Origin of the sequence: Streptomyces sp. CB02400 (assembly GCF_001905725.1) — a bacterium.
Lineage (GTDB): Bacteria > Actinomycetota > Actinomycetes > Streptomycetales > Streptomycetaceae > Streptomyces > Streptomyces atrovirens.
Genome location: NZ_LIWB01000003.1, coordinates 187,222 through 199,749 on the forward strand (window position 1 = coordinate 187,222; position 12,528 = coordinate 199,749).

The 12,528-nt window shown below is 71.2% G+C and carries 10 protein-coding genes; 3 read left to right on the top strand and 7 right to left on the bottom strand.

Features of this window, described 5'->3' with window-relative positions:
* Nucleotides 1-20: 20 nt before the first annotated feature.
* The 5 genes from AMK33_RS08960 to AMK33_RS08980 all read right to left on the bottom strand — a co-directional run bounded on the left by AMK33_RS08960 (nucleotide 21) and on the right by AMK33_RS08980 (nucleotide 8,236).
* Nucleotides 21-2,171: an ATP-binding SpoIIE family protein phosphatase gene (locus AMK33_RS08960; protein WP_073932243.1), complete on the bottom strand. Its 2,151-nt coding sequence runs from the start codon at nucleotides 2,169-2,171 to the stop codon at nucleotides 21-23.
* A gap of 274 nt (nucleotides 2,172-2,445) precedes the next feature.
* Entirely contained in the window at nucleotides 2,446-3,138 is a 693-nt protein-coding gene (fomD, locus tag AMK33_RS08965; protein WP_073932244.1) for a cytidylyl-2-hydroxypropylphosphonate hydrolase, read from the bottom strand.
* An 87-nt stretch (nucleotides 3,139-3,225) separates the two neighbouring features.
* A complete protein-coding gene (locus AMK33_RS08970) occupies nucleotides 3,226-4,629 on the bottom strand; it encodes a class II fumarate hydratase (RefSeq protein WP_073932245.1) in 1,404 nt (467 codons plus the stop codon).
* Nucleotides 4,630-4,743: 114 nt separating this feature from the next.
* Entirely contained in the window at nucleotides 4,744-6,171 is a 1,428-nt protein-coding gene (locus AMK33_RS08975) for a M20/M25/M40 family metallo-hydrolase (protein WP_079194794.1), read from the bottom strand.
* A gap of 385 nt (nucleotides 6,172-6,556) precedes the next feature.
* Nucleotides 6,557-8,236 carry a fumarate hydratase gene (locus AMK33_RS08980; protein WP_073932247.1) on the bottom strand — a complete coding sequence of 560 codons (1,680 nt, stop codon included), beginning with the start codon at nucleotides 8,234-8,236 and terminating at the stop codon, nucleotides 6,557-6,559.
* A gap of 182 nt (nucleotides 8,237-8,418) precedes the next feature.
* Between AMK33_RS08980 and AMK33_RS08985 the strand changes: the two genes are divergently transcribed.
* Nucleotides 8,419-9,114 (top strand): DUF1707 SHOCT-like domain-containing protein, encoded by a 696-nt coding sequence (locus AMK33_RS08985; RefSeq protein WP_073932248.1) that lies wholly within the window; start codon nucleotides 8,419-8,421, stop codon nucleotides 9,112-9,114.
* A 102-nt stretch (nucleotides 9,115-9,216) separates the two neighbouring features.
* Nucleotides 9,217-9,591, top strand: a complete 375-nt coding sequence (locus tag AMK33_RS08990; protein ID WP_073932249.1) for a WhiB family transcriptional regulator — start codon at nucleotides 9,217-9,219, stop codon at nucleotides 9,589-9,591.
* A 440-nt stretch (nucleotides 9,592-10,031) separates the two neighbouring features.
* On the opposite strand, the gene glpX is transcribed toward AMK33_RS08990, so the two are convergent.
* Nucleotides 10,032-11,066, bottom strand: coding sequence for a class II fructose-bisphosphatase (glpX, locus tag AMK33_RS08995; protein ID WP_073932250.1), 1,035 nt, complete (start codon nucleotides 11,064-11,066; stop codon nucleotides 10,032-10,034).
* Between the two features lie 126 nt (nucleotides 11,067-11,192).
* Here glpX and AMK33_RS09000 point away from each other — a divergent pair, with 126 nt between their 5' ends.
* Nucleotides 11,193-11,717 (top strand): DUF4245 domain-containing protein, encoded by a 525-nt coding sequence (locus AMK33_RS09000; RefSeq protein ID WP_073932251.1) that lies wholly within the window; start codon nucleotides 11,193-11,195, stop codon nucleotides 11,715-11,717.
* Between the two features lie 84 nt (nucleotides 11,718-11,801).
* On the opposite strand, the gene AMK33_RS09005 is transcribed toward AMK33_RS09000, so the two are convergent.
* Nucleotides 11,802-12,392 (bottom strand): malonic semialdehyde reductase, encoded by a 591-nt coding sequence (locus tag AMK33_RS09005; RefSeq protein ID WP_073932252.1) that lies wholly within the window; start codon nucleotides 12,390-12,392, stop codon nucleotides 11,802-11,804.
* Between the last annotated feature and the right edge of the window lie 136 nt (nucleotides 12,393-12,528).

Here is a 12,528-nt window from a genome sequence, read left to right on the forward strand (position 1 = left end):
TCGTCATGTCGTACGACGGTTCAACTGCGGTTCAGTTCGAACCACACCACCTTGCCGGTGCTCAGCCGGGTCGCGCCCCAGCGCCGGGCCAGCCGGTTCACCAGGTACAGCCCGCGCCCGCCCTCGTCGGTGGCCCGCGCCTGCCGCAGCCGCGGGAGCTGCGGCACGTCGTCACCGACCTCGCAGCGCAGCACGTCGGTGCGCAGCAGCCGCAGGGTGACCGGCCGCGTGGCATAGCGCACGGCGTTGGTCACCACCTCGCTGACCAGCAGCTCGACGGAGTCGCTCAGCTCCTCCATGCCCCAGCGGGACAGCGCCCGCCGGGCCAGCCGGCGGGCCCGGCCGGGGGCCGCGTCCTCCGGCTCCAGGAACCAGTACGCCACGTCGCTCGGCGCGATCCCGTCGAAGCGGGCGGCGAGCAGCGCGATGTCGTCGTCCCGGTCGCCCGGGCCGAGCATGTCCAGCACCTCGTCGCAGAGCGCCTCCAGCGGCGGCGGATGGTCAGGACCGGTGAGCTGCGCGGTCGCGGCGAGCTTCTCCCGCAGCTGCTCGATGCCGGTCCACACGTCCCGCAGCCGGGACTCCACCAGGCCGTCGGTGTACAGCAGGAGGGTCGCCCCGGCGGGTGCGTCCAGCTCGACGGCCTCGAAGTCCACCCCGCCCACGCCGATCGGGGCGCCGGCCGGCACCCGCAGCACCTCGGCGCGTCCGCCCAGCTCCAGCAGGACGGGCGGCGGGTGGCCGGCGTTGGCGATGGTGATGCGGTGCGCCACCGGGTCGTACACCGCGTAGAGGCAGGTCGCCATGCGGTCCACGCCGAGCCGCTGGGCCTGCTCGTCGAGGTGGTGCAGCACCTCCTGCGGGGGCAGGTCGAGCCCGGCGAGGGTCTGCGCGGTGGTACGGAGCTGGCCCATGATCGCCGCCGAGGTCATGGAGTGGCCCATGACGTCACCGACGACCAGCGCGACCCGGCTGCCGGGCAGCGGGATGGCGTCGTACCAGTCACCGCCGACCCGCGCGGTCTCCGCGGCCGGGAGGTAACGCGAGGCGAGCCGTACGCCGGTGCAGCGCGGCAGGTTCTCCGGCAGCATCGTGCGCTGCAGCTCGTCGGCGATGTACGCCTCCCGCCCGTACAGCACCGCCTTGTCGATGCCGAGGGCGCTGTGCGTGGCGAGCTGGGCTGCGACCAGCAGGTCGTCGGCCTCGAACGGGATGCGTTCCGGGCGGCGCAGGAACAGGGCCGCGCCGATCACCCGCCGTCGGCCGCGCAGCGGCGCGAGGACCGCCCGCTGCCCGTCCGGTACGGCCGACGCGCCCTCCTCGCCGAGGAGTTCGGGCAGCGCGGCGCGGGCCGCCGGCGCGTCCGTGAACACCGGCCGTACGCCGCGCAGCACCTCGGCGAGCGCGCTGCCGGGCCGTACGGTGCACAGCTCCGCGCCGACCGAGTCCAGCTCGGACGGCTCCGGCGGGGCGACCGGGGTGAACCCGCCCTCGGTGTCCCGCTCGGCCGGGATCCGGTCGGTGCGGCGCAGCCGCAGCACCAGCGGGCCGGTGGGCCGCTCGTCGCCGACCGGCAGGGGATCGCGCAGATAGACCAGGATCGCGTCGGAGAAGGTGGGCACGGTGGCCCGGCACAGCCCCATCACGATCTCGTCCAGGTCGATGCCGCGGGCGATCCGCCGGGTCGCGGCACCGACGAACCGCAGCCGGTCGCCGTCCCTGCGCATCGGCGTGGGCCGTCCGGGCTGCGCCTGCTGCCCGGTACGGCGCTCCGTGCCGTCGGGCCCCTGGACCGGCCGGCCGTGGTCCGCGGCCGGCTGCACCGGGATGCCCTCGGGCGCGGGACGCGGCCGGTGCGTGTCCGGCTCGGCGACCTGCCCGGCACCCGGCTGGGAGTGCTCGGAGCCGGACCCGGCGGCCGGGTCCTGGCCGGTGCCGTCCGGCGTCACCGTGCTGCCCGGCGACGTGGCTTCCGACGCTCCCGGGGACGCGGCCCCGGACGCGGGAGGCTCACCGCCGGAGCGGCTCTGTACGGGTAAGGCGGCCCCCGTGCCCGGCACACGCGCCGGTGGCGGGGTACGCAGGAGCGCCCCGCGGGGATCCGCGGGGTCGACGCCCGGCTGCGGGCGTTCGAAGGAGGTCGGCTGCTCCGTCACGCGTGTCGAGTCCATCCGTCCGGCGCACGCCGTGCGCGCGGTTCGTCCCGCCGAAACTCCGATACCCGGAATACGTGCCCCCGGAACGGATTTCCCGCGTGGTCAGAGGTTGTTCCTGTGCCGCAGGCCGGCCGTTCCCGGCCGGTGCCGGTGTTTCCGTACCCCTCGCTCACGTCCTGCCGCCCCTCGGTGACGATCGGTCAAGCCCGGCGCGTACTCCGGTGGTTGCTGCCCCGCGCCCTTGCGGAGGACGATCCTACGTTTCCCGACCGGGGGCGCAGCAAGGGTCTCACGAGGACAGATGCGCGGGAGTGCGGTCCCAGTCCTGTGGCAGTGACGGTACCGTCCACGACGGATCGGGGCGCCAGTTCTCCCACCCGTCCGCGAACGGCGATCCCCAGGCCTCGATCACCTCCACCGCGGCCCGCCCGGCCCCCCGCACCCTCTTGGCCAGCGCGGAGTCCACCAGACCGTCCCGCCGGGCCTGTGCGAACTCGTCCTCGTCCCGCCAGTACCAGGTGCGGTCCGGGTGCACGGAGATGTCCAGGAAGTGATCCTCGGAGTCCACCCCGCCGGCCCAGCGGGCCAGCGGCTCCTCCAGGTTCACGTACCAGTTCTTGAACCGCCAGCCCGGATCCCAGAACAGCCACACCGACCAGGGTTCGCCGGGCCGGGCGAGCTTCAGCACACCGGTGCCGAACCAGTGGTCCCGCTGCACCGTGCGCGGCCTGGTGTACCGGGTGCCGAGCGGCTCCTGGTGCACGGGCGTGCCGTCGGCGAGCACCGGCTTCACGCACTCGGTACCGGGCGCCATCCACACCGCGAGCAGCTCCGGGTCGTCGCGTACGACCGTGACGGGGCGCGCGATGTGGATGCGCGCGCCGCCGTTCTCCCGGTACCGCCACAGGACCCGTGTCCCGGGCGCCCAGTGTCCGGCCGTCCCGCCCGCTTCCTCGCGCATCGTCGCTCCGCCCTCCGCCATGGCCAGATATGAGAGTGTCATGGGCATACGACGCCGCGGCCCCCGGTACGGTTCACGCTCCCGGCGCGATGTCCTGCGGCCGTGTCGTCACGGCCTTGTCATCCGCAGGACGTCCAGCGCCGCGTCGAGCTGCTCGACGGTGAGGTCGCCGCGCTCGACGTAACCGCCCTCCAGCACGACCTCCCGGATGGTCTTCCGCTCGGCCAGGGACCTCTTGGCGACCTTGGCGGCCTCCTCGTAGCCGATGTACTTGTTGAGCGGGGTGACCACGGACGGCGAGGACTCGGCGTACTCGCGGGCCCGTTCGCGGTGGGCGACGATCCCGTCGACCGTGCGGTCGGCGAGCAGCCGGGAGACGTTCGCGAGCAGCCGCACCGACTCCAGGACGTTCTTCGCGATGACCGGCAGCATGACGTTGAGCTCGAAGTTGCCGGAGGCGCCGGCGGTGGCGACGGTCGCGTCGTTGCCGGTGACCTGCGCGCACACCATGAGCACGGCCTCCGGGATCACCGGGTTGACCTTGCCGGGCATGATCGAGGAGCCGGGCTGGAGGTCGGGCAGGCTGATCTCCGCGAGGCCGGTACGGGGGCCCGACGCCATCCACCGCAGATCGTTCGCGATCTTCGTCAGTCCGACGGCGATGGTCCGCAGCTGCCCGCTGGTCTCCACGATGCCGTCGCGGGCGCCCTGTGCCTCGAAGTGGTCGCGCGCCTCGGTCAGCGGCAGTCCGGTCGCGCGGGCTACCTCCTCGATGACGGCGGCGGAGAAACCGGGCGGGGTGTTGATGCCGGTGCCGACGGCGGTCCCGCCCAGCGGCAGCTCGGCCAGGCGCGGCAGGGAGGCGTTCAGCCGCTCGATGCCGTACCGCACCTGGGCCGCGTACCCGCCGAACTCCTGGCCCAGCGTCACCGGCGTGGCGTCCATCAGGTGCGTCCGCCCGGACTTCACCACGTCGGCGAACTCATCGGCCTTGCGCTCCAGGGCGGTGGCGAGGTGGTCGAGCGCCGGGACCAGATCGCGGGTGACGGCGGCCGTGGCGGCGATGTGGATCGACGACGGGAAGACGTCGTTGGACGACTGCGAGGCGTTGACGTGGTCGTTGGGGTGCACGTCCCGCCCCAGCCGCTCGCCGGCGAGCGTGGCGACGACCTCGTTGGTGTTCATGTTGGAGGAGGTCCCGGACCCGGTCTGGAACACGTCCACCGGGAAGTGCTCGTCCCACCGTCCCTCGGCGACCTCGTCGGCCGCCTCCTGGATCGCCTCGGCGATGTCCTCGTCCAGCACCCCGAGCCGGGCGTTCACCTTGGCCGCGGCGCCCTTGATCCGGGCCAGCGCCTCGATGTGGGCGCGCTCCAGCCGCTGCCCGGAGACCGGGAAGTTCTCCACGGCGCGCTGGGTCTGGGCGCGCCACTTGGCGTCGGCCGGTACCTTCACCTCCCCCATGGAGTCGTGCTCGATGCGGTAGTGCCGGTCGTCGTCCGTGGTCGTCATCGTCGTACCTCCGAGCATGCACAGCAGCGGTGTCCGACGAGCGTATTCCCGTGAACGGCCTCCGCCCCGCCGCAGAAGGAGCGCGGCAGGGCGGAGTACCCGTGGGGGGTGGTCTCAGTCGCTCAGCAGGGTCACGTCGTCCACGACGAAGCTCGTCTGCAGCGAGGAGTCCTCACTTCCGGTGAACGTCAGGGTCACCGTCTGCCCCGCGTACGCCGACAGGTCGACCGAGCGCTGCACGTAGCCGCTGCCGGCGTCGGCGTTGGACAGCGTGGCGAGCGTGGTGCCGCCGGCCTTCACCGTGAACCGGTCGTACGGCGTCGAGCCGGACTCGTCGGTGTCGATGTGCAGCCAGTAGCTCAGCGCGGCCCGGGTGCACCCGGCCGGCACGGTCACCGACTGGCTGATCGACTCGGTGCGGGTGGAGCCGTACCCCGACAGCCAGGCGAACCGGGTGCCGGTGTGGGCGGACCGGCCCGAGTGGGCGCCGATGGTCCCGGTGTTCCCGGTCCACGGCGAGGTGCCGCTCTCGAACCCGCCGTTGGCGACGACGCCGGTGGTGTCGCAGTCGCCGCCGTCGTCGCCGGTGTCCACGGCCCGCTGCCAGATCGTGTACGCGATGCCGTCGGACGCGCGGTCCAGGCCGGTGGTGTTGATGTTGGTGAGGGTGTCGCAGGAGGAGTGGTAACAGGGGTCGTACGCCCTGCTCGCGGTGCCGCCCCACTTGGCGGCCTGCGCGGAGGTCTTGCGGGCGCTGGCGCCCATCGCGTAGCCGGAGGTGGGGATGGAGTACTGCTCGAAGGAGTAGTCGTCGCTGCGCCCCGCGCCCTCGGTGTTCTCCTCCGGCTGGAGTCCGAGCGAGTCCCAGTACGCCTTCATCGGGGCGGCGGCCGAGGAGGTGATGTGGTTGATGAAGTAGCCGCCGTTGACGGAGGCGACCATGTCGAAGTTGTAGTACGCCTTGATCCTCGCGCGCTCGGTCGACGACAGGGAACGCACGTAGAAGTCGGACCCGTTGAGGCCCTGCTCCTCGTCGGTCCACCAGGCGAAGCGGACCCGGTTGCGCATGGTGGGGTTCTGCTGGGCGAGCGTCAGGGCGTTCTCGAGGAGGGCGGCGGAGCCGGAGCCGTTGTCGTTCATGCCGGGTCCGGCCGAGACGCCGTCCAGGTGGGCGCCGAACATGTACACGTTGTTGGCGTCGCCCTTGGGCCACTCGGCGATCAGGTTGGGCCCGGCCCCGCTGGAGCAGCCGGAGGTGCACGGCTGCTCGGTGACGGTGTATCCGGCGGCCTGGAGCCTGCCCTTCACATAGGCGACGGAGTCGTCGTAACCCTGGCCGGTGGAGCGGCGGTTGCCGCCGTTCCGGCCGGCGATGGCGCTGAACTCGTTCAGATGCGCCTTCACCTTGGTCACGTCGACGTCGGGTGCGGCGCTGAGGGTGGTGTCCGCGGTGGGTACGGAGTCGGCGGCCACGGCGGGGAGTGTTCCGCAGCCGAGCACGACGGCGAGCGAGATACCCGCCACGGCGAATCTTCGTTTCACCTTGTCTCCTCCGGGAGGTGGCTGTGGGGTGAGCCACACAGGATTGACATGGCATGAGCATGTCGGAGTGGCGAGAAGACTCACAGTGATGGTTGAGCCAGTCAACGGAACGGGCAGGGCTGAGGCTTGATTGTCCGAAAGAAGTACGCAGGGTCCGCTATCCGGACGGCAATGATCCGCCCCCGCCACCCCTTCCCGTCCCGACCCCGGGGGGCGCTGCCCCCGGACCCCCGCTCCTCAAACGCCGGACGGGCCGACTCGGCCCGTCCGGCGTTTGAGGACGAGGCCCGTTCAGGGCCGAAAGGGGGTCTGGGGGCGCAGCCCCCAGGGATGGGGCGGGAAGGGGCGTCGGGGGCGAAAACCCACTCACGCCGCACCGGAGGGGCTACGCCAGCCCGGGCCCCCGCACCGGAATCGACGTGAACGTCGGCTGCTGCGGCGAAGGATCCTGGAAGAAGTCATTCCCCTTGTCGTCGACGACGATGAACGCCGGGAAGTCCTCCACCTCGATCTTCCACACCGCCTCCATCCCGAGCTCCTCGTACTCGACGACCTCGACCTTCTTGATGCAGTCCTGCGCGAGCCGCGCCGCCGGCCCACCGATGGACCCGAGATAGAACCCACCGTGCGCGTCACACGCGTCGGTGACCTGCTTCGACCGGTTCCCCTTCGCCAGCATCACCTTCGACCCGCCCGCAGCCTGGAACTGCTCCACGTACGAGTCCATGCGCCCGGCCGTCGTAGGCCCGAACGACCCCGACGCATACCCCTCCGGCGTCTTCGCGGGCCCGGCGTAGTACACCGGGTGGTCCTTCAGGTACTGCGGCATCTCCTCACCCGCGTCCAGCCTCTCCTTGATCTTGGCGTGCGCGATGTCGCGCGCCACGACCAGCGGACCGGTCAGGGAGAGCCGGGTCTTGACCGGGTGCTTGGTCAGCTCGGCGAGGATGTCGTCCATCGGCTGGTTGAGGTCGACCTTGACGACGTCGCCCTCGGACTCCAGCTGCTCGTCCGTCGTCTCCGGCAGGAACCGCGCCGGATCCGTCTCCAGCTGCTCCAGGAACACACCCTCAGCGGTGATCTTCGCGACGGCCTGCCGGTCGGCGGAGCAGGACACGGCGATCGCGACCGGACACGACGCCCCGTGCCGCGGCAGCCGCACCACCCGCACGTCGTGGCAGAAGTACTTGCCCCCGAACTGCGCCCCGATCCCGATCTTCTGCGTCAGCTCGAAGACCTTCTCCTCCAGCTCCTTGTCCCGGAAGCCGTGCCCGAGCGCCGACCCCTCGGAGGGGATCTCGTCCAGGTAGTGCGCGGAGGCGTACTTCGCGGTCTTCAGCGCGTACTCGGCCGACGTACCGCCGACGACGATCGCCAGGTGGTACGGCGGACAGGCGGCCGTACCCAGCGAACGGATCTTCTCCTCCAGGAACTTCATCATGGAGGCCTCGTTCAGGACGGCCTTGGTCTCCTGGTAGAGGAACGACTTGTTGGCCGAGCCGCCGCCCTTGGCCATGAACAGGAACTTGTACGCGCCGCCGTCCGTCGCGTACAGCTCGATCTGCGCCGGGAGGTTCGAACCGGTGTTCTTCTCCTCCCACATGGTGAGCGGAGCCATCTGCGAGTAGCGCAGGTTCAGGTTCTTGTAGGCGTCGTAGATGCCCTTGCTCAGGGCCTCCTCGTCACGCCCCGACGTCAGCACGTTCTGCCCGCGCTTGCCCATGACGATCGCCGTACCGGTGTCCTGGCACATCGGCAGCACGCCCGCCGCCGCGATGTTCGCGTTCTTCAGCAGGTCCAGCGCGACGAACTTGTCGTTGCCCGACGCCTCGGGGTCGTCGATGATGCGGCGCAGCTGCGCCAGGTGGGCGGGGCGCAGATAGTGCTGGATGTCGTGAACGGCCTCCTCGGCGAGCCTGCGCAGCGCCTCCGGCTCCACCTTGAGGAACGTCCGCCCGTCGGCCTCGAAGGTGGAGACACCTTCGGAGGTCACCAGCCGGTAGGGGGTGGTGTCCTCTCCCATGGGGAGCAGATCGGCGTACTCGAACTCAGGCATCTCGCCCATTCCTCACTCGACAGGAAGTCTTCCGGGGCGGCTCGCCTTCGGCTCGCTCGCCGGCCGCCCGCCGACGTCGGCGGGCGCTCACCAGCGTAGGACCTGCTCCTCGTGGCGAGCCTGTGAGGTTGTCCTCAGTTGTTCCCGTCAGGGGGTAGTCGCGATCTATCGCGTTTCGGTACGCTGCTGCCGTGGACCTTCAGAAGCACGCCCAGCAGCCGGACACGGCACCGCGGACGGCCGAGCTGCGCGCCTCCGACGCCGACCGGGACCGTACCGCCGACCTCCTGCGCGAGGCCCTCGCCGAGGGCCGCCTCACCGCCGACGAGCACGCGGAGCGCGTCGAGGGCGTGCTGGCCGCCAAGACGGTCGGGGAGCTGGAGGTGTTCATCCAGGACCTGCCGATAGCCCACCAGCGGCGCGCGGCACACGCCTCCGCCCCCAGCCGCCCCACCACCGGCGCGATCCCGATGGACCCCGATGACAACGTGGTCGCGGTGTTCAGCGCCGCCGCCCGCAAGGGCCGCTGGCGCACCGGCCGCCGCATCCACGCCTACGCGATCTTCGGGAGCGTGGAGATCGACCTCAGCGAGGCGCTGTTCGACCACCAGCAGGTCATGATCAAGGCGTTCTCCGTCTTCGGCAGCGTCGAGATCAGCGTCCCGGAGAACGTGTCGCTGCGCGGCATGGGCGGCGGCGTGCTCGGCGCCTTCGAGGTGGACACGCTCGACGCGACCGACGACGAGGCCCCGGTGGTCTACGTCGACGGCTGGGCGGTGCTGGGCAGCGTCGAGGCGCGGCCCAAGCGCGGCAAGCTCGTGGCGGACATCCTCGACCGGGTGCAGCGCAAGGTCGACAGGAGCATGCGCAGGCACCTGGGCCACTGACGGGCTGCCGGGCGGTTCGGAACTCAGTGCATAGGCTCGCGCACATCGGGTAAGCCTTGCTGCATCGTGTCTCGCTTGCGAAGCCGTCGTCAGGAGTAGACCGTGCTGCAACCGCCGCATTCGTCCCTGCAGATAGCCGCTGTCCCGGCCCAGCGAGCGGCAGCGCGGGACAGGGACCAGGACGCCCCCTGGCACACCGAGGCGGTGTGCCGGCGCGACGAGGCGGGGCTGTTCTTCGCACCCTCGAAGGAACCCACCGCCGCCCGGCTCTCCCGCGAGGAGGCGGCCAAGCGCGTCTGCGCCCGCTGCCCGGTGATGGTCGAGTGCCGCGAGCACGCCCTGCTCCAGCCCGAGCCCTACGGCGTCTGGGGCGGCCTCACCGCCGCCGAACGCCGAGTGGTCCTGGCCCGCCGCAGGCGCCGCGAAATGGAACTGAAGAAGACCCCCCGCCCGGGCCGCATCGCGGCAGCGGGCTGAAACCCGCACAAGCAATAAGAAAGGGCGCCCCCTCCGCACAGGGGGCGCCCTTTCACGCGCCGGGCAGGACTACACGCTCAGGAGCCGCGGGGCTGTGACACGTGCGGCTCCGCCGCGTGGGCGCTCCCTTCGCACAGGGGGCGCCCTTTCACGCCGGGCAGGGCAGCTCACCCAGGGGCGCGGGGCTGTGACATGTGCGGCTCCGCCGCGTGGGCGCTCCCTTCGCACAGGGGGCGCCTTTTCACGCCGGGCAGGGCAGCTCACCCAGGGGCGCGGGGCTGTGACATGTGCGGCTCCGCCGCGTGGGCGCTCCCTTCGCACAGGGGGCGCCTTTTCACGCCGGGCAGGGCAGCTCACCCAGGGGCGCGGGGAACTGCGCGATCAACCACCACGCACCCGCACTCGCCCACGCGCCGCGGGCAGCCCCACGCACCGGCGTTTCACTTGGCGCGATCAAAGTCAATCGCGCTATAGGCCCGCAGCTTCGAGAGCCGGTGCTCGGAGTCGATCCGACGAACCGTCCCCGACTTCGACCGCATCACGATCGAATCGGTCGTGGCCGTCTCCGGCCGGTACCGCACCCCGCGCAGCAACTCACCGTCGGTGATCCCGGTCGCCACGAAGAACACGTTCTCCCCGGCGACGAGGTCGTCGGTCGTCAGCACCCGGTCCAGATCGTGCCCCGCGTCGACCGCCCGCTGCCGCTCCTCGTCGTCCTTGGGCCACAGCTTGCCCTGAATGGTCCCGCCCAGGCACTTCACCGCGCACGCCGAGATGATGCCCTCGGGGGTACCGCCGACGCCGAGCAGCAGATCGATGCCCGTGCCCTCGCGCAGCGCGAGGATCGAGCCGGCCACGTCGCCGTCGGAGATCAGCTTGATGCGCGCCCCGGTCTCCCGGATCTCCTTGATGATGCCCTCGTGCCGCGGCCGGTCGAGGATCACCACGGTGACGTCCTCGGGGGTGACCCGCTTGGCCTTGGCGACCCGCCGGATGTTCACGCTCACCGGCGCGTTGATGTCGACGAAGTCGGCGGCCTCCGGCCCGGTGACCAGCTTGTCCATGTAGAACACGGCCGACGGGTCGAACATCGAGCCGCGCTCGGCGGCGGCCAGCACCGCGATGGCGTTCGTCATGCCCTTGGCGGTCAACGTCGTACCGTCGATCGGGTCGACGGCGATGTCGCACTCCGGGCCGGTCCCGTCGCCCACGCGCTCCCCGTTGAAGAGCATCGGGGCCTCGTCCTTCTCGCCCTCGCCGATGACGACGACGCCGTTCATCGAGACGGTGGAGACGAGGGTGCGCATGGCGCGCACCGCGGCGCCGTCGGCGCCGTTCTTGTCACCGCGCCCTACCCAGCGGCCGGCGGCCATGGCCGCGGCCTCGGTCACCCGTACGAGCTCCAGGGCGAGGTTGCGGTCGGGGGCCTCGGACGGGACATCGAGCTCGGACGGCAAGTGATGGTGTTCGGTCATCGGAGCGCACCTTTCTGTACGACGACGGCCGGATGAGGGTGTGGGGCACGACTCTATCGTCAGTCCGACAAAATGAGCAGGGCCCCCCACGGATGAGCGCACCGGGCACCTGCGACGATAGGGGGCGTGGCAGGAACGAAGAGCGTGCAGAAAACGGCCCGGGACATGATCCTTTCCCTGGCCCTCATCATGCTCGTGGCGGGAGTGGTCTGGCTGTTCATCCCGCACGAGGACGGTGAACCCGACCTCAAGCGGGTCGACTACCGGGTCGACCTGCTCACGGCCCGCCGGGCCGCCTCCTACCCCGTCGCCGCGCCGGAGGGCCTGTCCGAGGCGTGGAAGCCCACCTCCGTCCGCTACCGGGGCACCGAGTCCGAGGCCTGGCACCTCGGCTTCCGCGCCCCCGACGGGGAGTACGTGGCGGTCGAGCAGTCCACGGGCAAGCGGTCGGAGTTCATCGAGGACAGGACGCAGGGTGCCGCGAAGACGGAGACCACGCGGCAGATCGACGGCAGGACCTGGACGCGCTACGAGGGCGACCACTACGACGCGCTGGTGCTGGAGGAGACCGAGGGCTCGACCACGGTGGTGACCGGCACGGCGTCGTTCGGCCAGCTGGAGAAGATGGCCGGGGCGCTGCGCACGGAGTGAGCGGGACGTGGATGTGCACGGGGCGGGGCCCTGCCGGATCGGCCGATCCGGCAGGGCCCCGCCCCGTGCACGCCGTACTGATGCTCAGACGGTGGTGACGACCTGCTCGTACTCCAGCCGCGGGGAGCGCGGGAACCACGCGTCCGGCCCGGGGCGGCCGATGTTGACGACCATCAGCGGGGTGTGGTCGTCGTCCAGGAACTCCTTGCGGAGGCCCTCGAAGTCGAGGCCGGTCATCGGGCCGGCGGCCAGGCCCGCGGCGCGCACGCCGACGATGAAGTAGGCGGCCTGGAGGGCGGCGTTCACCGCGGCGGAGCCCTCGCGCACCGGGCGCTCGCTGAAGAAGGCGTCCTTGGCCTGCGGGAAGTGCGGGAGCAGGGCGGGGAGCTCCTCGTGGAACTCGTTGTCCGCGGACAGGATGGCGACCAGCGGGGCGGCGGCCGTCTTCGCCTGGTTGCCTTCCGCCATGTGCCGGACGAGACGCTCGCGGGCCTCGGGGGAGCGGACCAGGGTGACGCGCAGGGGGCTCTGGTTGAAGGCGGTGGGGCCGTACTTGACCAGGTCGTAGATCGCCCGCACCTGCTCGTCGGTCACCGGTTCGTCGGTGAACGTGTTGGCGGTGCGCGCCTCACGGAACAGCAGGTCCTGGGCGGCGGGGTCAAGGGCGAGTGACATGCGTGAACCTTCTCGGGGGGTACGTCGGCCCGTCTGTCCGTGTGGGAACCACGGATGTCCGTGCAGGAACCACGGACCGGTTGACGGGTTCGACCGTACGCCTGTGAAGTTCAACGCTCAACTAAATCCGGAGCCC